Source organism: Erythrobacter sp. JB1-15 (assembly GCF_057365035.1).
The window spans coordinates 437,531-461,148 of the sequence record NZ_CP200295.1 but is presented as its reverse complement, the minus strand read 5'-3'; the positions used below and the strand labels follow the sequence as shown (position 1 = coordinate 461,148).

At 57.6% G+C, this 23,618-nt stretch carries 16 protein-coding genes and 1 pseudogene; 9 read left to right on the top strand and 8 right to left on the bottom strand.

Annotation, left to right across the window (positions count from 1 at the left end):
* The first annotated feature begins 146 nt into the window (after positions 1–146).
* The 3 genes from AC0V6L_RS02370 to AC0V6L_RS02360 all read left to right on the top strand — a co-directional run bounded on the left by AC0V6L_RS02370 (position 147) and on the right by AC0V6L_RS02360 (position 7,008).
* Entirely contained in the window at positions 147–1,955 is a 1,809-nt protein-coding gene (locus AC0V6L_RS02370; protein ID WP_486152775.1) for a BCCT family transporter, read from the top strand.
* 357 nt (positions 1,956–2,312) lie between these two features.
* Positions 2,313–4,970 carry a TonB-dependent receptor gene (locus tag AC0V6L_RS02365; RefSeq protein WP_486152773.1) on the top strand — a complete coding sequence of 886 codons (2,658 nt, stop codon included), beginning with the start codon at positions 2,313–2,315 and terminating at the stop codon, positions 4,968–4,970.
* Between the two features lie 76 nt (positions 4,971–5,046).
* Positions 5,047–7,008 carry a tetratricopeptide repeat-containing sulfotransferase family protein gene (locus AC0V6L_RS02360; protein ID WP_486152771.1) on the top strand — a complete coding sequence of 654 codons (1,962 nt, stop codon included), beginning with the start codon at positions 5,047–5,049 and terminating at the stop codon, positions 7,006–7,008.
* Here the strand turns inward: AC0V6L_RS02360 and AC0V6L_RS02355 are convergent.
* Positions 7,005–7,339, bottom strand: a pseudogene (locus tag AC0V6L_RS02355) (tRNA-binding protein). The gene AC0V6L_RS02360 and the pseudogene AC0V6L_RS02355 overlap by 4 nt on opposite strands.
* Before the next feature lie 140 nt (positions 7,340–7,479).
* On the opposite strand from AC0V6L_RS02355, the gene acs reads away from it, so the two are divergent.
* Entirely contained in the window at positions 7,480–9,420 is a 1,941-nt protein-coding gene (acs, locus tag AC0V6L_RS02350) for an acetate--CoA ligase (RefSeq protein ID WP_486152769.1), read from the top strand.
* A gap of 7 nt (positions 9,421–9,427) precedes the next feature.
* Here the strand turns inward: acs and AC0V6L_RS02345 are convergent, their stop codons facing one another.
* Genes AC0V6L_RS02345 through AC0V6L_RS02335 form a run of 3 tightly spaced genes read right to left on the bottom strand, consistent with a single transcriptional unit; the run spans position 9,428 to position 13,740 of the window.
* Entirely contained in the window at positions 9,428–10,912 is a 1,485-nt protein-coding gene (locus tag AC0V6L_RS02345) for a TolC family protein (protein ID WP_486152767.1), read from the bottom strand.
* Positions 10,913–10,914: 2 nt separating this feature from the next.
* Positions 10,915–11,943, bottom strand: a complete 1,029-nt coding sequence (locus AC0V6L_RS02340) for an HlyD family secretion protein (RefSeq protein WP_486152765.1) — start codon at positions 11,941–11,943, stop codon at positions 10,915–10,917.
* Between the two features lie 18 nt (positions 11,944–11,961).
* Positions 11,962–13,740, bottom strand: coding sequence for an ABC transporter transmembrane domain-containing protein (locus tag AC0V6L_RS02335; RefSeq protein ID WP_486152763.1), 1,779 nt, complete (start codon positions 13,738–13,740; stop codon positions 11,962–11,964).
* 268 nt (positions 13,741–14,008) lie between these two features.
* Between AC0V6L_RS02335 and AC0V6L_RS02330 the strand changes: the two genes are divergently transcribed.
* From AC0V6L_RS02330 to AC0V6L_RS02315, 4 genes are read left to right on the top strand one after another with little or no spacing between them, the layout of a single operon-like run.
* Positions 14,009–15,136, top strand: coding sequence for an FAD-dependent oxidoreductase (locus AC0V6L_RS02330; RefSeq protein WP_486152761.1), 1,128 nt, complete (start codon positions 14,009–14,011; stop codon positions 15,134–15,136).
* A 49-nt stretch (positions 15,137–15,185) separates the two neighbouring features.
* Entirely contained in the window at positions 15,186–17,324 is a 2,139-nt protein-coding gene (locus tag AC0V6L_RS02325; RefSeq protein ID WP_486152759.1) for an FAD-dependent oxidoreductase, read from the top strand.
* 12 nt (positions 17,325–17,336) lie between these two features.
* Complete coding sequence (locus tag AC0V6L_RS02320; RefSeq protein ID WP_486152757.1) at positions 17,337–18,614, top strand: NupC/NupG family nucleoside CNT transporter; 1,278 nt, start codon at positions 17,337–17,339, stop codon at positions 18,612–18,614.
* 10 nt (positions 18,615–18,624) lie between these two features.
* Positions 18,625–19,236 carry a CDP-alcohol phosphatidyltransferase family protein gene (locus AC0V6L_RS02315; RefSeq protein ID WP_486152755.1) on the top strand — a complete coding sequence of 204 codons (612 nt, stop codon included), beginning with the start codon at positions 18,625–18,627 and terminating at the stop codon, positions 19,234–19,236.
* 18 nt (positions 19,237–19,254) lie between these two features.
* Here the strand turns inward: AC0V6L_RS02315 and AC0V6L_RS02310 are convergent, their stop codons facing one another.
* On the bottom strand, positions 19,255–20,070 hold the full coding sequence (locus AC0V6L_RS02310; RefSeq protein WP_486152753.1) for a DUF1499 domain-containing protein: 816 nt from the start codon (positions 20,068–20,070) through the stop codon (positions 19,255–19,257).
* Between the two features lie 208 nt (positions 20,071–20,278).
* Between AC0V6L_RS02310 and AC0V6L_RS02305 the strand changes: the two genes are divergently transcribed.
* Complete coding sequence (locus AC0V6L_RS02305) at positions 20,279–20,851, top strand: pseudoazurin (RefSeq protein ID WP_486152751.1); 573 nt, start codon at positions 20,279–20,281, stop codon at positions 20,849–20,851.
* Positions 20,852–20,971: 120 nt separating this feature from the next.
* On the opposite strand, the gene AC0V6L_RS02300 is transcribed toward AC0V6L_RS02305, so the two are convergent.
* From AC0V6L_RS02300 to puhE, 3 genes are all read right to left on the bottom strand, one after another.
* The gene (locus AC0V6L_RS02300; RefSeq protein WP_486152749.1) at positions 20,972–21,469 is read right to left on the bottom strand and encodes a c-type cytochrome; all 498 of its coding nucleotides are present in this window, start codon (positions 21,467–21,469) and stop codon (positions 20,972–20,974) included.
* A 67-nt stretch (positions 21,470–21,536) separates the two neighbouring features.
* The gene (gene hemA / locus AC0V6L_RS02295) at positions 21,537–22,757 is read right to left on the bottom strand and encodes a 5-aminolevulinate synthase (RefSeq protein ID WP_486152747.1); all 1,221 of its coding nucleotides are present in this window, start codon (positions 22,755–22,757) and stop codon (positions 21,537–21,539) included.
* 30 nt (positions 22,758–22,787) lie between these two features.
* Positions 22,788–23,612 (bottom strand): putative photosynthetic complex assembly protein PuhE, encoded by an 825-nt coding sequence (puhE, locus tag AC0V6L_RS02290; RefSeq protein ID WP_486152745.1) that lies wholly within the window; start codon positions 23,610–23,612, stop codon positions 22,788–22,790.
* Between the last annotated feature and the right edge of the window lie 6 nt (positions 23,613–23,618).

Genomic DNA, 23,618 nt, shown 5'->3' with positions numbered 1-23,618 from the left:
GCATTACGCGGGCATCCTTATAGGGATGGGGGTCTTAGCAATTTCCGGCTTGATCGTGGCTCGCCCGCTAAAGGGCAGCCCCGCTTTGTTTATCTGTGCGATATTGGCGCAATGGCAAAGATATAAGCGCCACGGCGAAAGTATCCATGACCAGCGATCCCGCTGACGCACACCCAGTTGACGCATCCACGGCTGACATATCCGGCGCTGACGCATCCATATCAGGCGATTGGCCGATTGATCCGCCCATGGTCGATTTGCCGATCGACACTCATGATCGCGGATTTTACGATGGGTTCAGCCGCGAGGTAACGATCCCTGCCAAGATCATCGTGACGCTCATCATCTTGTGGGCGCTGTTTTCGGCCGCGTCGGAAACTCTGTTCGGGGCCAGCGCAGAGGATGTGTTTGGTGCAAGCGCAGAGCAAACGCTCGCCGCTGCCAATTCGTCGATCATCGCGCAGTTCAGCGGATGGTATGTCTATCTGGTCGCGGCTTTGGTGGTGGTTTCGCTTGTGCTTGCGCTGGTGCCCAAGATCGGATCGCTGCGCATTGGAGCGCCGGGCGAGCAGCCTGAATTTTCGCGCTTTTCCTGGTTTGCCATGCTGTTTGGTGCAGGCATCGGCATTGGCATGTTAACCTTTGCTATTGGCGAACCGCTGGCCCATTTCGTCAACAATCCTGACGTGATCGCGGGCACGGTTGAAGCGCAATCGGCTGAAAATGTCCGGCCTGCTTATCTCTACACATTCCTGCATTGGGGCTTTGGCGCGTGGTGCACTTATGCGCTGGTGGGGCTGGGGATCGGCTATGTCGCGCACCGGCGCGGGCTGCCATTGACGATCCGCTCAGCGCTCGCGCCTTTGTTTGGGAAAGCTATGTCCGGCTTTTTCGGCCATGTCGTCGATGTGGTGGCCGTGGTCGCGACCATTTTGGGCGTTGCGTACACGATGTCGCTGGGCGTGCAGCAATTTGTCGCAGGGTTGTTTCGCCTGTCGGGCAGCGAATGGCTGATCGGAGCAGAAGGCGCTGCATCCAACGCTGCTGTCATCGTGGCGCTGATCGTGCTGGTGGGCGCATCCACATTGAGCGCGCTTTCCGGCGTGGGGCGCGGGATCAAGTGGCTGTCCAATATCAATATGACGCTGTCTTTTGCGCTTCTTGCCCTGTTCGCTTTTCTGGGATCGGGGCTTTATGCGCTTGAGCTCCTCGGGGTGGGCATCTGGGATTACTTCATCAATCTGCCCGCGCTTTCGCTTACCCTGTTTGCCCGCGATGGCACTGCGGCTGGCGATGCGCTGGTGGATTGGCAATTGGGCTGGTCGGTATCCTATTGGGCCTGGTGGATCGCTTTTTCCCCGTTTGTCGGCATGTTCATCGCGCGCATTTCCAAAGGGCGCACGGTGCGCGAATATATCCTCGGCGTGGCTTTGGTTCCTTCGCTGATGTGCTTTATCTGGATGGCACTGGCGGGCGGCACGGCGATTGACCTGGAATTAAGCGGCGCGGCAGATGGCAGCATATTGGGCACAGCCATGGCCGATCAGCTTTACGCAACACTTGCCCTGATGCTTAGCCCGGAAATGATGCTGATCGTCTCCGCTCTCGTTGTGGTGCTGCTGATGACGTATCTCGTCACATCGGCTGACAGCGCAATCCTGATCATCAACACAATCAACGGAGCAGGCGAAGATGAAGGGTCGCGCAAATATCACATCATCTTCTGGGGTGTGGCTTTGGCGTTTATCGTTGGCTCCATGCTGATCCTGGGCGGGGTCGAAGCGATCCGTATCACCATGATTTTGGGCGCTTTGCCGTTTTCCTTTGTGCTGGTCTTGATGGGCGCATCCATCGTTAAAGCTGTGATTTACGACATTATCCGCAAACGCCACGGCATCCCCACAACATCGCAAGCCTGCGAAGATTGGGACGGGAAAGTAACGCCCGCAGAGTAGGTCAGATATAGCTGATCAGAATTATAAGTAAAATTTGAGATGCACTTGAATAAAATCGGCAAAAATTTGCATTTATTTTCGCGATTATAAGTACTCAAATTTTTGCACTGCAAAAGATAAAAGTAGACTTGTTTCTTCTGCGAAATTAACATGATCAATTTGATTGTGTGGTTATTTTACAACAAGCTTGCACAGCTTCCCCAAATCTTACCGCCTGACTGTGGCCAGCCCTGCCGCAGCTTGTTAACCGACCCCTGGTTCGCGCGCTGATCTCATTTCGCGCGCGCCCGTTTCTTGGGGTAACGCTGGTGCACTTCCGCATCGCGACCCTCCTGAAAGCTCAAAGGGGCATACAAAATGTCGAAGTATATAAGCGGGGCGTCGCTTGGCGCACTCGCGGTCGCAATCGTTTCGCCTGCATCGGCGCAGGACACCGCTCAGGCTGCACCTGCCACAGAAGAACGCGAAGGCGGGGTGGGTTCAATCATCGTGACCGCTCAGCGCCGCAGCGAAGATTTGCAGGATGTGCCGGTTTCGGTTTCTGCCATCGGTGCAGAAGCGCTGGACGAATTGAACATCGACACGTTTGAAGATTACCTCGATCAGATCCCAACCGTGACAGCGGGCGGCAATGGTCCGGGGCAAAGCACGATCTATATTCGCGGTCTGGCTTCCACCACGCCGAACATCACGGTTGCAGGGGTCGCAGGCCTCGCGCCCAATGTCGCGCTTTATCTCAACGATCAACCGCTTTCGCAGCCGGGCCGTAACCTTGATGTATATGCTGCTGACTTGGAACGGATTGAGGTTCTCTCCGGTCCGCAAGGCACCTTGTTCGGTGCCAGCTCGCAAGCGGGCGTTGTGCGTCTGATCACCAACAAACCTGATCTGTCCGGCTTTGATGCCAGCGCATCGGCTGGCGTGTCTTTCACCAAAGGCGGTGAGGCAAGCTATCAGGGCGAAATCATGGTCAATGTGCCTGTGACAGACAGCTTTGCATTGCGCGGGGTTGCCTATCTTGATGATCAGGGCGGCTATATCGACAATGTCCCCGGCACGCGCGATCTTACCGAAAGCGCCCGGTTCCGCCCCGAAGGCTTCGTGCGCGAAAACGGCGTGCCGGTTTCCGCCGTGCGCGCCGGGTTCCAATCCACTGCTGACCTGTCGAATGTCACATTCTTGTCTGCTGACAATGCGGGGAGCGCGCAGGACGATTTCAACGACACAACCTATGCCGGTTTCCGCGTCAGCGCGCTGTGGGAAGTGACCCCTGACTGGAGCGTCAGCATTTCGCACCAGCGCCAAAGCCTCGAATCAGACGGCGTGTTCTTCGCCGATCCTGAACTGGATGGGCTGGGCGATCTGGAAATTGAACGGTTTGAAGAAGACCGGTTGGAAGATGATTTTTCCAACACCAGCTGGACCGTTGAAGGCCGCCTTGGCTTCCTCGATGTGATTTACACCGGCGCTTACACCGATCGCCGCAGCGATCAGCGCGCCGATTACACAGACTATCTGTTTGCTGGCCAATATCTGCCTTATTACATCTGCGATGGGTCGGTGACTTATCCGGGTGCAGCAGACCCCAGCGGCACGTGTCAGGCGCCCAATCTGTATGTGAATTCCTTCTCCAAAACGCAGGTTTTCACGCAGGAATTGCGTTTCAGCACGCCTGAAGACTGGCGCGTGCAGTTTCAGGGCGGGGCGTTCTATTCCGACCTCAGCCTCGAAGAGCGCGTGGATTTTGCCTATCCCGGCAATGTGATCGCGCAGCCATTTGGCGCTTTTGCAGAAAACTTCCCGCAAACAACCGGGTTCTTCTCTGATCCCGGCCCGTTCCCGGCAGACACGATTTTCCGCAACGATATTCGCCGCACCGATGAACAGTTCGGCATCTTTGGCGAAGTGAATGTGGACGTTGTGCCCGATCTGCTCGCCGTGACATTGGGCGCGCGCTATTACGATGTCGAAGTGGACTTTGAAGGGTCTGCCAACGGGTCGTTCTGTAACTCTGGCGCGGCAACCGATGCGAACGCATTCGGCACCAATATCAGCGACCTGTATGATGGAGACGGCGAATTTACATTCATCGGATCGTGCAATGCCGCTTTGCGTCAGACATTCAATCTGAACGATAGCCTTGCCGATATCGAAGCAGCCGGATTGTCAGCGGCGCAGGCTCAGCAAGTGTTCAACGCACTGCGCGCGCCTGATGTTGCTGAAACCAGCGGCACGATCTTCAAAGGCACGGTCACTTTGACCCCGACGCCTGACTTGCTGTTCTATGCGACCTATTCCGAAGGGTTCCGTCCCGGCTTCCTCAACCGTCCCGGCGGCGCTGTGGGTGCAGGCGGGTTTGTTGTTCCGTTTGAGCTTGAGACCGATGAGGTCCAAAACTACGAGCTCGGCTGGAAAATGGATCTCTTGGATGGTCAGTTCCGGTTCAACGGTTCGGCCTTCTTCGTGGACATTCAAAACCTGCAAACGCAGATCTTTGATCCCTCGATCACCAACCTGTTCTTCTCATCCAATGCAGCCGATGCAGAGATTTACGGGGTAGAGGCGGACTTCACGATTGCGCCGTATTCGCTGCCGGGCTTTTCATTCTCAGGCGCTTTCTCGATCCTCGATACCGAGATCACGGAAATCCTGATCCCGACCAATGACGTTCTTGAAGGTGAAGAGCTCGCTTATGCTCCCGGTTTTCAGGGCAATATGCGGGTCCGGTATGAGTGGGATTTGAATGACAGTCTTGAGGCGTACATTCAGCCCCAGATGACCTATTCGGGCAGCAAGTTCACCGACATCATCGAGATCAACAAGATCGAGCTTGATAGCTACACCACGTTCGACCTCGCTGTCGGCGTCAAAGCGGAACAGTGGCGGTTCGAAGTATTCGGCGAAAACCTGTCTGACGAGCGCGCCGAAATCTCGGGCATCTTCGGCAATGACCGGGAGCGCATCATCACCAACCGTCCTTTGACAGTGGGTATGCGCGTTACCTTTGACTACTAAGCCCGAAGGTTAGCAATCAACGCGGCGGGGGTGGCAATGGTTCACTCCCGCCGTTTTGCTGTCTAAGGCGGGTGCAATGACGCGCGAGCAACAGTTGAAACAGGCGCAAGAGGCGCTGCAAGCCGGCCAGTTTGAGGCCGGGCTTACTGCCGCGCGCGCTGTTCTCGGCGAGAATCCAGCCGATGGCGAGGCGCTGTATATGGCAGCGGTTGCCGCGCGGTATTTGAAACGCTTTGACGATGCCGCGACGCATCTTCGCGCGCTTCATTCCGCGATGCCCGAATATGGGCGCGCCTGGCAGGAAGAGGGGCATCTGGCGCTGGCGCGCGGTGATGCAGGGGCTGCTTTGGCAGCGTTTATGCGCGCCACTCGGTTCAATCCTGCGCTAGAGGCAAGCTGGCGTGAGCAGGCGCGATTGGCCGGCGAAGCAGGCCGCACAGGCGAAGCGCAGGCGGCGCAGGCGCAGCACGCGCGGATTACAGCGTTGCCGCGCGAATTGCTCGCGGTCACCAATCACCTGGCCGAAGGACGGCTGGTGCGCGCCGAAGAGATTTGCCGCCATTTCCTGCGCGCCAATCCGCGCAATGTCGAAGGCATGCGGCTGCTTGCGAAAATCGGGATAGAGCTTGGCATTCTTGATGATGCGGAATTTCTGCTGGAAAGCGCGGTGGAATTTTCGCCTGACGATGTGCAGCTGCGGCTCGATTACATCGACGCTTTGCGCCGCCGCCAGAAATCAGCCGAGGCGAAAGAGCAGGCCGAACTGCTCTATGCCCGCGATCCGGCAAACCCGCTGTTTCAGTCACGCCTCGCGATTGAGTGCATACAAACGGGCGATTATGATCGCGGCCTTGCCCTGTTTGATAGCGTGCTTGAGAAAATCCCGAATGATCCGGCCAGCTTAACCAGCCGCGGCCATGCGTTGAAGACCAAGGGCGAGAGGGCACAAGCAGAGGCCAGTTACCGCGCGGCGATTGCGGCAAAGCCCGATCATGGCGACGGGTATTACGCGCTGGCGAACCTCAAAACATACAAATTCAGCGACGCAGAAATTGCCGCCATGCAAGCCCAGGCCGCGCGCGGTGATTTGGCGTTTATGGACCGGGTGCATCTCAATTTTGCGCTCGCAAAAGCGTTCGAGGATGCAGGCGAATACGAAGCTAGCTTTGCCCACTATAATGATGGCAACGCGCTGAAACGCGCACAAACCCGGTACAGCGCCGATGCGATGAGCGATGAGCTTGCGCGGCAGAAAGAGCTGTGCACACCTGACCTGTTTGAAAAGCACGAGGGCGCGGGGGACGCGAACGGCGATCCCATCTTCATCCTCGGCCTGCCGCGCGCGGGTTCGACGCTGCTCGAACAAATTCTCGCAAGCCATTCACAAATCGACGGAACTCTGGAATTGCCCAATATTTTGGCACTCGCGCACAGACTGCGTGGGCGCAAGGCAGGGCAATCGCAATATCCCGAAATGCTGCATGATCTGAACAGCGAGCAGCTGGCAAAGTTTGGCGCGGATTTTATCGAGAACACCTCGATCCACCGCGAAGGCGCGCCGCTTTTTATTGATAAAATGCCGAACAATTTTCGGCATATCGGTCTGATCCATCTGATCCTGCCCAACGCCAAAATCATTGATGCGCGCCGCGATTCGATGGATTGCTGTTTCTCTGGCTTCAAGCAGTTGTTCGCCGAGGGGCAGGAATTCACTTACGGGCTCACTGAAATTGGCCGATATTACGCCGATTACGTTGATCTGATGGAGCATTGGGACCGCGTTCTGCCGGGCAAAATCCTGCGGGTCAGGCACGAGGATGTGCTCGATGATCTGGAAGGTCAGACCCGGCGGATGCTCGATTATCTTGAAGTACCGTTTGAGGAAACATGCCTCACTTTCCACCAGACCGACCGCGCCGTGCGCACCGCATCATCCGAACAGGTGCGCCAGCCGATAAACCGCAAGGGGCAGGGCGCGTGGAAACCGTTTGAGCCTTATCTCGGCGACCTCAAAACCGCGTTGGGAGATCTGGTCTAGGCCAATCGGGCCCCATCAGGCACATCGCCAGGTGCCGCCAGCACAATCGCGCCGTCTTTATCGGGAAAGCCAAGCACCAACACCTCAGACATAAACGGGCCAATCTGGCGCGGCGGGAAATTGACCACCGCCATCACTTTGCGCCCCACCAACCCTTCGGGCGTGTAATGTTCGGTGATCTGGGCTGAGCTTTTTTGACCCCGATCTCCGCGCCAAAGTCCACCACGAGCTTGATCGCCGGCTTTCGCGCTTCGGGAAAAGGCTCCGCGCTCACCACGGTGCCTGCGCGAATATCGAGCGCCATGAACGTATCAAAATCAGTCTGTTCCATGCCGCGCAGACTAAAGCGCCCCAAACCGGGTGCAAGCGCAATTGCGGTGTTCGGTTTCATCCGGCAAATTCATCTGGAAATTGCGCCGCGTCACAGGCACACACAAGCCCAACAAACAGCACCAGCAAAAGGCAGCGATTATGGCACAGGCCCCCGGCGGATTTGTCAGCCGACCAGCAGATGACAGCGGCGCGCAGTGTACGTCTGATCAATATGCGCAGATGTACGAAGAATCGATCAGCGATCCCGACGCATTCTGGCTGGAACAGGCCAAACGGCTCGATTGGAGCCGCGCGCCCAGCAAAGGGGGCAATTGGTCCTATGATCCTGTCAGCATCGCATGGTTCGAAGATGGCGCGCTCAACCTGTGCCACAATGCGGTGGATCGTCATGTCGCAGCGGGTAGAGGCGACAACACTGCGCTGATTTTCGAAGCTGATGATCCCGCCGCGGCCACCCGCACGCTGACATATGCGCAGCTTTTGCAAGCGGTCATCCGAATGGCCAATGCGCTTAAATCCATGGGCGCTGCCAAAGGCGACCGGGTCACGCTTTACATGCCGATGGTGAACGAAGGCGTGATCGCCATGCTCGCCTGCGCGCGCATTGGGGCGGTGCATTCGGTGGTCTTTGGCGGGTTCTCTCCTGAGGCGCTGGCAGGGCGCATTATTGATTGCCAAAGCCGCTTTGTCATCACCGCTGATGAAGGTGTGCGCGGGGGCAAACCCATTGCCTTGAAAGCCAATGTGGATGCCGCCTTGGAAATTGAAGGCACCGATGTGACAGGCGTTCTGGTGGTGAAGCACACAGGCGGCGATATCGCGATGGTGCAGGGCCGCGATCATTGGCTGGATGATGCAGCCAGCGATGCAGATGTCCCGTGTGAGGATATGACCGCCGAAGACCCGCTGTTCATCCTCTACACCTCAGGTTCCACCGGAACGCCCAAAGGGGTGCTGCACACAACGGGCGGTTTTGGCGTGTGGGCGGCAACCACGTTTCACTACACGTTCGATTACCGCGCAGGCGAAGTGTTCTGGTGCACTGCCGATATCGGCTGGGTAACCGGGCATTCCTATGTCGCATATGGTCCGCTGATTTGCGGGGCGACGCAGGTCGTGTTCGAAGGCGTGCCCAATTATCCCGACCACGGACGGTTCTGGGATGTGGTGGCCCGGCACAAGGTCAATATCCTCTACACCGCGCCCACAGCGATCCGCGCGCTCATGCGCGAAGGCGATCAATTTGTGACCAGCCGCGATCGATCCTCGCTGCGATTGCTGGGTTCTGTGGGCGAACCGATCAATCCCGAAGCGTGGCGCTGGTATCATGATGTTGTGGGCGATGGGCGCTGCCCGATTGTCGACACCTGGTGGCAGACCGAAACGGGCGGCCATATGATTACAACACTGCCTCACGCGCATGATATGAAACCGGGCAGTGCGGGCCTGCCGTTCTTTGGGATACAGCCGCAATTGGTCGATAATGAAGGCGGCGTGCTGGACGGCGCGGCCAGCGGCAATCTGTGCATCACGTCGAGCTGGCCCGGTCAGGCGCGCACCGTTTACGGCGATCATGCCCGGTTCGAGCAGACCTATTTTGCGACTTACAAAGGCAAATATTTCACCGGCGATGGCTGCCGCCGCGATGATGATGGTTATTACTGGATCACGGGCCGCGTTGATGATGTCATCAATGTCTCAGGCCACCGCATGGGCACGGCAGAGATTGAAAGCGCGCTGGTGCTGCACGAATTGGTGGCAGAGGCAGCGGTGGTCGGATACCCGCACGATATCAAAGGGCAGGGCATTTATTGCTATGTCACTTTGAATGCGGATGTGGCGGGATCGGATGCGCTTTACAAAGAATTGCGCGCCCATGTGCGCAAGGAAATTGGCCCGGTGGCATCACCCGATCATATCCAGTTTACAGATGGCCTTCCCAAAACCCGTTCGGGCAAGATCATGCGGCGGATTTTGCGCAAAATTGCCGAGAATGATTTCGGCTCGCTGGGCGATACATCGACTTTGGCTGATCCTTCGCTGGTGGACCGGCTGATCGATGGGCGGCAGAACCGTTAGGGGGGCTTTATTCCAGCCCCAGTTCAGACAGGTCCATCGTCGCGGCTGAATAACTCGCAGCGGCCAGCCTGCCATTTAGCTCGGCTTTGATCGCGCGGATTTCCGCTTCGGCGGCGCGTTCTTCCTGCAAGTTTACGCGGAAGAAATCGCCCGCGCCAAGGCGGAACCGCTTGCGTTCGCCGGCAACCACTTCGCTTGCGGCTTGCACCTCTTCATCGGCAAGGCTGGCAAGGCGCAGGGCCGCGTTGAGATTGGCGAGGATATTGTCGAGCTCCACCTGGATCTGGTCTTCAACGCGGCGTTGATCCAGCTCCGCTTCGCGCAGTTCGGCCTCTGCGCGTTGCAGCCGCCCGCGCGCCTCGCGGCGTTGCAGCGGCACTGTGAACGTCACGCCCACCACAGTATCGGTGGAATCGAAAGTCGATCCGCCATCGCCAATCGCGCCAAAATCGCGTGATAGTTCAACGCTCGCATCAAGACGCGGTTTTAAATCATTGCGGCGCAGGGCAATTTTGTTGGTCGCGCGCTCAATCGCGAGGCGGAAAGTTTCCAGCTCTGGCCGGCTTTCCAGAATATCATCGCGCCGGGCCTCCAGCAGTGATTGCATATCGGGCAGGGCGCGCAGCTGGCTCTGGCTGGGCAATTGGCTGCGAGTGGGCACGATCAATTGCCCGTCGCTGCCGCGCAAATAGTACGACAGGCTGTTTGAAGCTGTGGCGAAATCGCGCTGCGCTTCTTCGACCAGAGTGCGGCGGCGGATCACATTTTGCCGGTTTTCGGTCAGCGCAATGCGCGGCGCTGCGCCCAGCCTGATCTCTCGCGATAGGCCAATGGCGCGCGCTTCGGCGATTTCGAGCAGTTCTTCATAAACGCTGATCTGTTCACCCGCGGCGACCCAGCGCCAATAGGCACGCAAAGCTTCAAACTGCACATTCAGTTGAACCAGAACGATATCGAGCCGCGCCTGACTGGCGGCCAGCCTTGTATCCTCAATGGCAAAACGGCGCTTGTCGATCCGCCGATCGCGCAGCAGCGAAAACAGCGCGCCAACCTTAAATTCGCCCGCCTGATTGGTGTTGTAGATGTTCTCATAAATGGGAAAACGCCCATCAGACAGGCGGTAGGAACCGAACACTTTTGCACCGTATGGGCGCAATTGCTGGGTTGCCTTTACCTCGCCATAGCCGCCCGAAAATGTGCCCGTTACCCGGTCATAAACCTCGCCTTCGAGCAGCAAATCAAACGCACCATCAGCGGCGAGCTGATCGCTGCGCGCGGCCGCTTCGCGTTCGAAGCTGGCCAGAATGCTCGGAAAGGTAAGGGCAGAGCTGCGCAGCACCTCATCGGGCAGCAAGGGGCCCTGCGTCAACGCTACTTCGAGCGGGTCTTCAAACGGTTCGATATCCTGCGCCAAAGCGGCAGTCGGGCCAGCGGCAATCAGCCACACGCCTGCAAAAAGGGCCGCTGCCTTTAATGCGCGAGCGAACGCCATGGTCAGGCCGGCTGTTCCGGCGCGGTTTGCGGATTTTCAGGCGGGAAATTGTTCAGCTGGCGCCAGATTTCATAGCCCACCGGCACAGTCTCCAGCAGAACCCATGCCTGAACCGATGCACCAAAGCGCGCAAACTGATCGCCCGGCCACGCATTGGGCTGGCTGGTGTCTTCCGATATCAGCACGCGGAACCGCCCATCAGGCTGGGCAGACTGGTCAACCGATGTGACAATGCCGCCAAATGTGCCCACCGCAACAGAGGGCCAGCCGCTTGCCTGCAAAACCGGCCAGCCTTCAAACTGGATGCGCGCGGTATCGCCCGGCTCGACCAAGCCCACATCGCGGCCATCGACGAAAATCTCGATCACGCGCTCGGTCGTCTCGGGCACAAATGTCGCAAGGATCGCGCCCGCGCTGACGACGGTGGCGGCATCGCCTGCATTGACGCTTTGGATAAAGCCATCGCGCGGGGCGGTGACCAATTGTTCCGACTGGCGCGAGAGGGCCGTTTCGGTGCGCGTGAGATTGGCTTGCGCTTCGGCAACGCGTCCGCGCATTTCTTCAACTTTGATCTGCGCCAATTCATAATCGCGCCGGGCAACCAGACCCGATGCAAACAGCTCATTCATCCGCCGCAAGTCAATTTCGGCAGTGGACTGGGCGTTGCGCGCCGCATTCAGCTGGATTTCAACCTGCGCGCGTTCCGCTTCCAGCCGCTGGATAAGCTGCGGGTCGATATCGGCAATGCGCGCGATAGGATCACCCATTTTGACCTGACTGCCATCGCGCACAAACCATTCCTCAATCCGCCCGCCGACAAGCGCGTTGATCTCTTGCTGGCGTTCATTGGGATTGAGCGTTGTCACTTTACCCTGACCGCCCGTTGTCTGGACCCAGGGCACGTAAATCATAAACAGAATACCAGCTATAACCGCGGCAAGGATCAACACGAAAATCGTGCGAAAAATGCGCGGCATACGGATCGTATCCAGCGTCTTGAAATGCGCCATATCAGCATCGATTGCAGCCATTGCCTGTCTCCTCGCTGCCTATTCCGCCACTGCGCCAATATTGGGCGACAGGGGGCGCGGGCCTTTGGGCCGGTGCGGTGATTGTTTGTTCACAGCGAGGCAGAAATCCTCGAAATTATCGAAATAACGCTGCTGGCGTGCTTCCAGATAAAGGAAGGTTTCAAACCCCAGATCAATGCGCCGCCCGGAAAAATAGACAACCGTCGTATAGGCCTGTTCGCGCAATTCCGCGATGCTGCGCGACAGGTGTTCTTCATCTAGCAAATCAAACAGCCGGCTCAGCACCAGCACACGCGGGCGTTCCAGCAGCGCATTGGCGAGCTTCAATTGCTGCAATTCCACCGAGGACAATGGCGACCCGGTGGCCGCAATCAGGGTGTCGAGCCCCTTTTCAAAATTCGCGATGGTCCGGTCGAGGCCCACCGTTTCAAGCGCGCCGATCATCCGGCTGGGGGCGGAATCGGGGCATGACAGGTTGAGATATTCGCGGATCGTCATGCCGACAAAGCTGGGCCGTTCCAGCACATGCACATCTTTGCGCAAATTGTGCGCTTCGATATCGTTAAGGTCGATCCCGCCGAGCGAGGCAAAACCGTTATCGGGCACTTCGTGCATTTTGAGCACATCGGTAAAGGCTTTTTGCACCCCGTGATGGCTGGCCGCTGCCATGACAATGGCGCCGCTGGGTATCTCAAAATCGAGCACGGCGGTTTCATGGCGCGCTTTGCTGGATACCGAATGCAGCACCAATGTGTGATCATCGCCGCGCACGGGGTTGTCGCCTTTGGCTTCTTCCTGCTGCACATCATAAAACAGCGACAATTCTTCAACCGCTGCGCACAGATCATAGAAATAAGTGAGATAGGTGCCCAATTGCGCGACGCCAAAAAACGCGACGGACAAGACTAGTTCAGCGGCAACCAATTGGCCAAGCGACAATTGCTCCTGCAAAACCAGCCAACCCCCAAGGCCAAGCAGGGATGCGCTTGCCGCTGCATACAGGATCAAGAATGCGATTGTCTGGCCGAAATGCTGGCGGAAATGCCGCTTGCGCTCACCAATATAGCGCGCGGTGTATTCGTCGGTCCGGTCGAGCGCGTAATCAATGCGCCGCTGCGATTTGAAGAACCCATTGGATTCGCCCAAGGTTTCAAGCCATGCAGCGGTCCCATGCTTGGCATGCGACATGTCGATCCCGGTGCGAATGGCGCGGCTGCCCCACACCAGCCAGATAACCCAGATCAGCGCCGACATAACAATCGTGAACACCAGAAACAGCGGGTGATACAAAGACACCAGCACAAACCCCACCGCGACCTGCAACACGACGGAAAAGCCGCCAACGAACAGAACCGGCAGCGCCTTTTGCACATTGATGACGTCAAAATAGCGGTTGAACAGCCAGCCATCCTGATTGTCGACGAAGAACGGGTTTTGCGCATAGACCGAAATCAGCGAAATTTCGGCGACCATGCGGGCGTAAAAGCGCCGGGCGAACAGCTCCATCAAATGAATGCGCAAGGCGTTCATCAAAGCGAACAGCAGCAAAAGCCCGAACAATGTCACTGATAACACCACCAAAGGCGCGGCCAGCGCAGTGTTGGCAACGGTGTTAATCAGCATCTGCACCGAAATCGGTGTGGCCAGCGAAAGCAGGCTGATGCCCACGCCATATACCAGCGCTAGCCAGTAGAAGTTCGCCTCTGGCCTAAGAATATCAATGAATTGACGGAAGAACTTAACGAGCGATATGCGCGTTCCGTAGCTCTCTTGTGAGCTTGATATGGTGTTGGCCATAGCTGCCGGGTCCGTCCAAATAGCGTCAAAAAATATGCAATCACATTCGCGCGTTCACCCGTGACCCCCGCGGGCGTAAGGCCGAAATCAAAACAATTCCGCCCTTTTGCTGACAATTGAACGAGTAACCGCGCTTGCGGTTCCTGCAAGTGACTTGGAAAGTTATCATTGCGATTGTCGGATTATTGTATCACGCGGGTCACGCAATGACAGCCTGCGATAAATCCCTAATCCTATCCTTTCCAGCATGGCTTGTGGGCCGGCTAAGATGAGCCGGGACAAAAGCCCGATCATTCTGGTGGGCGGCGGGCATTCGCATGTGGCTGTTCTGGCCGATTGGGCCAAAAACGGTTTGCCATGCAGCCGCGCGGTTTTGCTCACGCCTGAGCCATATTTGCGGTATTCGGGCATGGTTCCGGGCTGGATATCGGGCGAACACAAGCGCGATGATGCGTGCGTTGACCTTGCCGGGCTTGCGCGGGCGGCGGGGGCACAATTGGTGCTTGATCGCTGCGTCGCGCTTGATCCAGAGGCGCGCTCTATCCTGACGCTGGATCATGGTCTGCTGACATTTGATATCGCTTCGTTCGATACAGGCGGCGCGGGGCAAGCGGCCAAAGTTCTGGGTGATGATCCGCGTTTGATTGATGTGCGCCCCATTGGCCGCTTTGTCGAAAAAACAGCCGCTGCCTTGGCTGAGCCCGCCAACAAGCCGCTGAAAATCGCCGTGATCGGCGGCGGGGCGGCGGGGTTTGAACTTGCCTTTGCCCTGCGCAATGCGAAAGGCGTTTCAAAAGCGCCTGACATCCAATTGGTCGTTGGCAGCGATGGGCTGTTGCCGGGCTTGTCATACGCGGCCCGGCGTTTGGTTTGCGAAGAGTTATCTGCACAAAAAATGCAATTGATCCATGGAGATGCAAACTTTTCTTCAGGCGATCTTATGGTTGAGGGCCAGTCACTCGAACCGCGCGATATCATCATCGCGGCGATCGGATCGGGCGCGCCGGATTGGCCGCGCGCGGCAGGGCTCGCGGTGGATGAGGAAGGCTTTATTGCCGTGGGCGAACATCAACAATCTACCTCGCATCCGCATATCTTCGCTGCTGGCGATGTCGCTGCGCGGATGGATTGCGCGGTGCCGCATTCGGGCGTTCATGCGGTGCACACAGGACCGGTTCTCGCTGCCAATTTGCGCCGCGTCCTTGCTGGCAAGAACCCGCGCCGTTCTTATCGTCCGCGCCCGGCAAGTCTTTACCTGCTATCCACCGGACGAGGCGAGGCGATTGCCGCTTATGGACAATTTGCGGCGAAGGGGCGCAGGCTTGCCCGGCTGAAAGCATGGATCGACAAACGCTGGATCGCGCGATACGCCGCGACCATAAAAACCGGGCTGTAACAAAGCCATCAAAAGCAGCGAACCAACCGCGCATAAGGGGCTTTAGCCGATGAAGAAGATTGCCATTATCGCAGCGCTGGCGGCCATGATCGCGGCGTTTTTCTATTTCGGATTGAACGAGCGGCTGTCGGCCGAAGGTATTTCCAGCACCATTGCCGAGGTTGAGGCGTTTCGCGCGGAAAATGCGGGCCTGGTGCTGGTGGTGTTCTTTCTCGTCTATATCGCAGTGACCGCGGCCTCTTTGCCCGGCGCTGCCATCCTGACTTTGATCGCGGGGGCTTTGTTCGGGCTTGTAACGGGTTTGGTCCTCGTATCATTTGCGTCGACCATTGGTGCGACTTTGGCTTTTCTTTCATCGCGTTACGTGCTGCGCGACAGCATTGAGGGACGCTTTGGTGAGCGGCTCAAATCCATCAATGAAGGGCTTGAACGCGACGGCGCGTTCTACCTGTTCACTTTGCGGATGATCCCTGTGATCCCGTTTTTCGTCATCAATCTGGTGATGGGGCTGACGCGGATCAAAACGATGACATTCATCTGGGTCAGCCAATTGGGCATGCTGCTGGGCACAGCGGTTTATGTGAATGCCGGCACACAATTGGCGCAGCTGGATAGTTTGGATGGCATTTTGTCTCCGGTGATGATCGGGTCGCTGGTGCTGCTCGCCATTGTTCCGTGGATTGCGAAATTTATCATCGGCGTTTTGAAACGGCGCAAGGTCTATAAAGGCTTTACCCGGCCCAAAACCTATGACCGCAATATGGTGGTGATCGGCGCAGGCGCGGCGGGGCTGGTGTCTTCGCTGATTGCTTCCACCGTCAAAGCAAAAGTGACTCTGGTTGAAGCGCACAAGATGGGCGGCGATTGCCTGAATACTGGATGTGTCCCTTCCAAAGCTCTGATCAAAAGCGCAAAAGTTGCCGCCCAAATGCGCAATGCGGACAAGTATGGGCTTGAAGCGCACGAGCCTAAAGTCCCCTTCAAACACACCATTTCGCGCGTGATGGACGCGGTCAAAACCATTGAGCCGCATGACAGCGTGGAACGCTATGAAAGCCTGGGTGTGGACTGCGTGATGGGATACGCCACCATCATTGATCCGTGGACGGTAGAGATCGCGCGCAATGATGGCGAAACACAGCGGCTGACGACCCGCTCTATTGTGATCGCGGCAGGGGCTGCGCCATTTGTCCCTCCGATCGATGGGCTCGCAGATAGCGATTATCTCACGTCTGACACGATGTGGGATGCTTTTGCGCAAATGGACAGCCCGCCTGCGCGTGTCGCAATCCTTGGCGGCGGTCCGATTGGCTGCGAGATCGCACAAAGCCTTGCGCGGCTGGGATCAAACGTCACTCAGATCGAAATGGCTGACCGGATCATGGGCCGCGAAGACGCCGAGGTTTCCGCCCTTGCCAAAACGGCCTTGGAAGAGGCGGGCGTTACTGTCCTTACCGGGCACAAAGCGGTGAAAGTCGCTGGCGGGAAAGTCATCACCGAAAGTGATGCGGGCGGCACTGCTGCCGCATTCGATGCGCTTATCGTCGCGGTGGGCCGGGCGGCCCGGCTAAGCGGTTATGGCCTCGAAAAGCTTGGCGTTGACACCAATAAGACCGTGGTAACCGATGAATTTCTCGCCACAAAATTCCCCAATATCTTTGCCGCTGGCGATGTCGCGGGGCCGTTTCAGTTCACGCACACCGCATCGCATCAGGCCTGGTTCGCGGCCGTAAACGCGCTGTTTGGCCAGTTCAAAAAGTTCAAGGCCGATTACCGCGTCATCCCTGCTGTTACATTCCTCGATCCTGAGATCGCGCGTGTTGGGATTAACGAGAGGGAAGCCGAGGAGCAGGGCATCGACTATGATGTGACGCGCTATGATCTCGATGATCTGGACCGCGCGATTGCCGAAAACGAGGTAAAAGGCTTTGTCAAAGTGCTGACCGTAGCGGGCAAAGACAAAATCCTGGGTGCAACCATTGTCGGCCATAATGCGGGCGAGATGCTGGCGGAATACACGCTCGCGATGAAGCACGGTCTGGGCCTCAACAAGATCCTTGGCACCATCCATCCCTATCCTACCATGGCAGAGGGCAACAAATTCGCCGCAGGGGAATGGAAGAAAGCGCGCAAGCCTGAAAAGCTGCTGGCATTGGTGGAGAAATATCACAGCTGGATGCGCGGATAAGGCGCGCGCATTGTGGAGCTGTTCGATCAATTTCGCGGTTTCTTCGGCATCGGTCTGTTGTGCCTGCTTGCCTGGGGGCTGAGCGAGGATCGGGCAGGCCGCCCCGGCTGGCGCTGGATTGGTGGCGCATTGGCGATGCAGGCGGCCCTGGCGCTGGTGATTGTGCGCGTGCCGTTTGTTTGGGACGCGATGAAAGCGGCCAATGCAGGCGTGCGCGCGGTGGAGCAGGCGGCGCTGGCGGGTTCGTCTTATATGTTCGGCTATTTGGGCGGTGCGCCTTTGCCGTTTGAAGTGAAGCAAGGGGCTGATCAGCCGCTTGTTATCGCTTTTCAGATCCTGCCTTTGGTGATCGTGTTTTCTGCGCTTGCTGCATTGTTGTGGCATTGGGGCGTGCTGCGCTGGCTGGTGAAAGGCCTCTCGCTCGCGCTGCAACGGACATTGGGGGTAAGCGGCGTTGTCGGCCTTTCGGGCGGGGCCAATCTGTTTTTGGGCGTCGTGGAAAGCCCGCTGGTGATCCGCGCCTATTTTGCGCAAATGAGCCGGGCAGAATTGTTTCAGGTGATGACGCTCACCATGGCCAGCATAAGCGGCGCGGTGCTGGTGCTCTATGCCAGCACTTTGCAAAGCGTGCTGGGCGAAGGGGCAACCGGGCATTTGATTTCCGCTTCACTGGTCTCTCTGCCCGCCGCTCTGCTGATTGCAAAGCTGATGGTGCCGGGTGACGGGGCCAAAACCGCAGCGGATGAAGATGAGGAGCCGAGCCTGTCTTATGCATCCAGCATTGATGCGATTGTCAAAGGGACGATGGACGGCATGCAATTGTTCCTCAGCGTCATTGCGATCATCATCGTGGTGTTTGCGCTGGTGGCATTGGGCGATCAGATCCTGGCTGCATTCCCGCCGGTTGATGGCGAACCGCTATCGATCAAGCGCATTTTCGGCTGGATATTTGCGCCCTTCATGTGGCTGCTGGGTGTGCCATGGGCCGAAGCGCAGGCCGCTGGCAGTTTGATGGGGACCAAAGCGATCCTGAATGAATATGTCGCTTTTCTGGAACTTTCCGCATTGCCCGGTGGCACTTTGTCACCGCGCGGATTGCTGATTGTCACCTATGCCCTGTGCGGATTTGCCAATCTGGCGAGCATTGGCCTGCTGGTTTCCACCATCGGCACGCTGTGCCCAGAACGCCGGGCAGAGGCGGCGGGACTTGGCATCAAAAGCTGGATAGCGGGCAATATCGCCAGCGCCATGACAGGCGCGTGGATTGGTATTGTGACCTTTGGCAGCTAAGGCCTGCGCGATGTTCGATGCCAAATTTCGCCCGCTGATTGACCCGCCGCTCAATGCCGCAGGGCGCTGGCTGGCGGGCATGGGGGTTACCGCGAACACGCTCACCTTTGCAGGGCTCGCGCTGGGGCTGGGCGGGGCGGGCGCGGTGGCGGCGGGCGAATTGTGGCTGGCTCTTGCGCTCATCATCGCCAACCGGGTGTGCGATGGCCTTGATGGCGCGGTGGCAAGAGCGCGCGGGCCAAGCGCGCTTGGCGGGTACTTCGACATCGTTGCCGACTTTGCCTTTTATGTATCGGTGCCTGCAGGCTTCGGCTTTTTGAGCGCGGACAACACTCTGCCTGCGCTGATATTGGTTGCAAGTTTTGTGCTGACCGGGGTTAGCTTTCTCGCTTTCGCAGTGATCGCAGCAGAGCGCGGCGAGACCGCCAGCGCGCATGGGCAAAAGAGCTTTTTCTATTCCACTGGCCTTGCCGAAGGGGCCGAAACCATCGCGGTGTTTATCGCCATGTGCGCGCTGCCTGCATGGTTTGGCGTGATCGCCTATGCCTATGCCGTTTTATGCGTGCTCACCGTGATCCAGCGCAGCGCGCTTGCGGTGATGACGTTTAAGGAGCAGCCCTAGCGCTGATAGAGAGCGCCCCTAGCGCTGACCAATGCGCGCCGCTGTTGCCTCACGCAAAGCTTTGATCCGGGCAGCATTTGCGCCCAGATCGCTTTGCCCGACACGGCTGACCGAACGAAAATCAATCTGCGTTTCGCTTATCCGCGCGACAACGTCATCTTCAAAGCCAAACCAGAACGTTTCCGCTACCCCTTCCACGCGGCCTTCATCCACTTCGGACCGGATGTTCGATAGGCCGATATCCTCCATCGCAGCCGCCACCGCAGCGACGGCATCCTTCGCGCTTGCGCTGCCCAGCGGAAGCGGCGCGAGATCGGCGTAGTTTTCGGTGATGACCTGAGCATGGCTTTGAATGGCGAGCTGCGGGGCGACGTCTTTATACGTCGAAATCTCACCAAGCGGAGTTTGATAATCGCTCACCGGATTGGCATCGGCTTCTTTGCGCGTCTGCATGGTTTGCGCTGAAAACACAGGCGGATTGCCCGTATCCGTTGCCACATCATGAATGGGATTACCCGCCGATGTTCCTAGCGCAGACAGGCCCATCACCACGAAAACAGCCGGAATTGCCATTGCAAGCGCGGGCCAGATCCACCCTTTTCGCGGGGCTTTGAACACCACAATCAACAGCGAAATAAGCGCGAGGCCCGCGACAATCGGCACCAGAAACAGCCCGGCCCCAAAAGTCAGCGACAAAAGGCCCGTTTGCCAGCTCCACAAACCAAACTTGGTCCCCAATGCGGCGATCGCGAAATACACCGGCAGGAGCAAAGCCAGATAGAATACGATGCGGGCATGACGCGGTGTTTTGGGTTTTGGGTTCAGATTATCCATGGCCATCCCTTTAGACAGATGATGGATTTACGCAAACAGTTGGTCGCTTTGCGGGCGCGATGCGCGGTGCCTGCTGGCTTTTTGATTGGGGGTTAGGGAACAAAGCCTTTGCCTGTGCTTTTCTACGCAATGTGCTGCTTTCCTTAGCGTCCAAAAACGGTTAGGGGATTTTTGCGGGATCATGAGTATTTCAAAAGGGAATTTTTCTATGAAGCATAACGTTCTTTTGGGCGCAGTGGCTGCAACCAGCCTGATCGCTCTTTCCGCATGCGGTGGCGGTGCAGAAGAAGCGCCGGCAACTGACGACACAGCAGCAGAAGCGCCCGCAGCAGAAGAAACCGCCGCGGCTGAGCCTGCTGAAGAAGTGGCAGCGGTTCCTGCCGCTGAAGCCAATGGCACAATCATCGAAGTTGAAATGCTTACGCGTGATCCCGACACTGGTCGTCAGGTGTTCAAGCCCGGCCTCTTGCGCGCAAAAGTGGGTGACACGATCGTGTTCAAACCGACCGATCCCACTCACCAATCACAATCAATTGACGAAATGATCCCCGCCGGCGTCACCGGATGGCAGGGCGCGATCAATGAAGAAGTGTCCTATGTCATTCCGGCACCGGGCATTTACGGTTACAAATGCAACCCGCATTACGCCGCTGGCATGATCGGTCTGATCATCGTTGAAGGCGAAGGCATGGACGCCAATCTCGAAGCGGCAAAGGGTGTTACGCATCCCGGCCTTGCTGGCAAAGCATTCGAAGAACTGTTCGCCGAAGCCGGCATCTAAAAAGCAGCTCTACAAGACGCAAAAAAGGGCGGCAGGGGATGACCTTGCCGCCCTTTTTTTGTTCTCGCTTAATTCTTGCAGGGCTTAGCCATACTCAGTTCGAGCTAAACATTGGCCCGGTCAAACCTCGCCATTGGCTTTGAGATAGGCAACCAGATCAGCGCGGTCTTGCGCGTCTTTGATGCCGGGGAACGCCATGCGTGTGCCGGGGATGTAATCCTGCGGCGCTTTGAGATAATCAAACAGGGTTTCTTCTGTCCACGTGATGCCGCTGTTTGCATTGGCAGCGGTGTAGTTGAACCCATCAACCGAACCCGCTGCGCGGCCGACAATGCCATAAAGGTGCGGACCCACGCGGTTTACGCCGTCTTCGATGATGTGGCACGACATGCACTTGGTAAAAACGGTTTTGCCAGCCGCTGCATCGCCGGTCAGATCGGCAAATGCAGCCGCCTCAACTGCAGCTTCAGGCGCGGGCGTCTCGGGCGCGGTTGCCGCGGTGGGGGCTGTCTCGGTCGCACCGGAGTTTGTGGGGGGCTCTTCACCTGACTGACCGCCGCAGGCTGCAAGCGCGCATATGCCTAAAATGGCCATTCCATTGGATAATCTGGTTCGCATATCCGCTCCTCCCTTATTCGCCCAAACTGCACATAGTCTGGCGATATCCTGACCCTTAGGCAGGTTATCAGGCCGCCATTTGGCCGCGCGCCAATTCGCACCGGGACCAGATTTCACTCAGCGCCGTGACCAAGCGGTCAATATCGCCATCATCATGCACGGGCGAAGGGGTCAGCCGCAGCCGTTCTGTGCCCACAGGCACAGTGGGATAATTGATCGGCTGCACATAGATGCCGTGATTGTCCATCAGCCAGTCGCTGATCATTTTGCATTTCTTGGCATCGCCCACCATCACAGGAATGATGTGGCTGGGATTGGGCAGATGCGGAATGCCCATAATATCCAGCTGGCGGCGCACCTGTTCCACCCGGTCGCGCTGTTGTTCGCGCTCTACATTGCTGGTTTTAAGGTGGCGAATGCTCGCCGCTGCGCCCGCTGCAACAGCAGGCGGCAGCGCGGTTGAAAAGATAAATCCGCTGGCAAAACTGCGCACGAAATCAACCAGATTGCGGCTGGCCGCGATATAGCCGCCCATTACGCCAAAAGCTTTGCCCAAAGTGCCCTCGATCACGTCGATCCGGTCCATCAGGCCTTCGCGTTCGGCAATCCCGCCGCCATGCGGGCCGTAAAGGCCAACGGCGTGCACTTCATCAATATAGGACATCGCCCCGTGCTTTTCGCAAACATCGAGAATGTCGGCGATGGGCGCGATATCGCCATCCATCGAATAGACGCTTTCAAACGCGACCAGCTTGGGCACATCGGGGCCGTATTCCGACAGCATCCGGTCTAAATCTTCTGGATCGTTGTGTTTCCAGATTTTGTAAGGCGCGCGGCTGTGGCGAATGCCTTCGATCATGCTGGCATGGTTCAAGGCATCGGAAAAGACGACGCAGCCGGGGATTTTGCCCGCCAAAGTGCCAAGGCCCGCCCAGTTTGAAACATAGCCCGATGTGAACAGCAGCGCGCTCTCTTTGCCGTGCAGATCAGCCAGTTCCGCTTCGAGTTCGACATGATAGTGATTGGTGCCGGAAATGTTGCGCGTGCCCCCTGCGCCCGCGCCGCATTCGTCCAGCGTTTCGTGCATCGCTTCGAGCACGCAAGGGTGCTGGCCCATGCCCAGATAATCGTTAGAACACCACACCGTCACTGCCTGCGTGTCTTCGCCGATAAAGCGCGTTGCGTGCGGAAACTTGCCGCGATGCCGCTTGATATCGGTGAAGACCCGGTAGCGACCTTCTTCGCGCACACTGTCCAAGGCCTGCGCAAAATAGGTTTCGTAATCCATGGCGTGTCCCTCTGCTTGGTATTCTAAGTGTTAGTTTGGATGCGAATTGGATGCAGCCGACTGGCTTGCACCGCGCTGCGATGATGATTTGCGATTGGAAAAAGCCCAGCCCCACAGCATCCCGTCGCGGAATGGCAGAGCCAGAAAAATATGCTCAAGCGCGCCCAATAGGCACAGGCTCGTCAAAAGGCTGGCTCCCACCATTTCGGCCGAGCCCACAGGCGCTGCCAAAGCGAGCGATCCGAACCAGCCGGCCAGCGCCACAATAGCGAGGATCGAGATGGCCAAGAGCCCGGTCATCCGGTTGGGACCAAAATAGGTTTTGAGATAATCGAGATGCGGCGGGAGCATTTCTGATGTGGAATTGGGCACGCCGACAAACAGGTTGATCTTCGAAGAAAGGCGCAGGCCAAACAATAGCACAAACACGGTCGCGCCGATCTGATTGGGCACATTCCACGATAGCGAGATAAGCAGCAGCGCTGTCAGCGCCAAGGCGACCTCGTGATGCAGCACCGTTGCGCTGGCCTGGGCAAACCGGCGCGCGCCGCGCAGATCGGGCTGAGCTTGCTCCCGCCGCGGGCCAGCCGATGCGCCCGTTAAAAAGCCGATTTCATGCCAGCCCCACACCATCAGCGCGCCGATAAAGGCAAGGTAGACCGCGCTCACCGATACCGACAGCGAAGCAAACAGAATGACGATCAAACCGCCAATCCCGCCCGCACCGCCAATGATAAGGCTGCGCGAAAACGTGCTGCGGCCAAGATTATCCGCCCAGGCAATCAAGCCCGTGGCGAAAAACCAGATCGCGACTGCCACGATAAACGGCAGGATATGACCGCTCCAACTTACCACGCCAAA

Bases quoted from the DNA above. Each gene is read 5' to 3' on its own strand.
- AC0V6L_RS02300 (WP_486152749.1), bottom strand. From the start codon at position 21,469: ATGCGAACCAGATTATCCAATGGAATGGCCATTTTAGGCATATGCGCG.
- AC0V6L_RS02335 (WP_486152763.1), bottom strand. From the start codon at position 13,740: ATGGCCAACACCATATCAAGCTCACAAGAGAGCTACGGAACGCGCATA.
- AC0V6L_RS02325 (WP_486152759.1), top strand. From the start codon at position 15,186: ATGAAGAAGATTGCCATTATCGCAGCGCTGGCGGCCATGATCGCGGCG.
- AC0V6L_RS02310 (WP_486152753.1), bottom strand. From the start codon at position 20,070: ATGGATAATCTGAACCCAAAACCCAAAACACCGCGTCATGCCCGCATC.
- acs (WP_486152769.1), top strand. From the start codon at position 7,480: ATGGCACAGGCCCCCGGCGGATTTGTCAGCCGACCAGCAGATGACAGC.
- AC0V6L_RS02370 (WP_486152775.1), top strand. From the start codon at position 147: ATGACCAGCGATCCCGCTGACGCACACCCAGTTGACGCATCCACGGCT.
- AC0V6L_RS02330 (WP_486152761.1), top strand. From the start codon at position 14,009: ATGAGCCGGGACAAAAGCCCGATCATTCTGGTGGGCGGCGGGCATTCG.
- AC0V6L_RS02340 (WP_486152765.1), bottom strand. From the start codon at position 11,943: ATGGCTGCAATCGATGCTGATATGGCGCATTTCAAGACGCTGGATACG.
- AC0V6L_RS02345 (WP_486152767.1), bottom strand. From the start codon at position 10,912: ATGGCGTTCGCTCGCGCATTAAAGGCAGCGGCCCTTTTTGCAGGCGTG.
- AC0V6L_RS02305 (WP_486152751.1), top strand. From the start codon at position 20,279: ATGAAGCATAACGTTCTTTTGGGCGCAGTGGCTGCAACCAGCCTGATC.
- AC0V6L_RS02360 (WP_486152771.1), top strand. From the start codon at position 5,047: ATGACGCGCGAGCAACAGTTGAAACAGGCGCAAGAGGCGCTGCAAGCC.
- hemA (WP_486152747.1), bottom strand. From the start codon at position 22,757: ATGGATTACGAAACCTATTTTGCGCAGGCCTTGGACAGTGTGCGCGAA.
- AC0V6L_RS02365 (WP_486152773.1), top strand. From the start codon at position 2,313: ATGTCGAAGTATATAAGCGGGGCGTCGCTTGGCGCACTCGCGGTCGCA.
- AC0V6L_RS02315 (WP_486152755.1), top strand. From the start codon at position 18,625: ATGTTCGATGCCAAATTTCGCCCGCTGATTGACCCGCCGCTCAATGCC.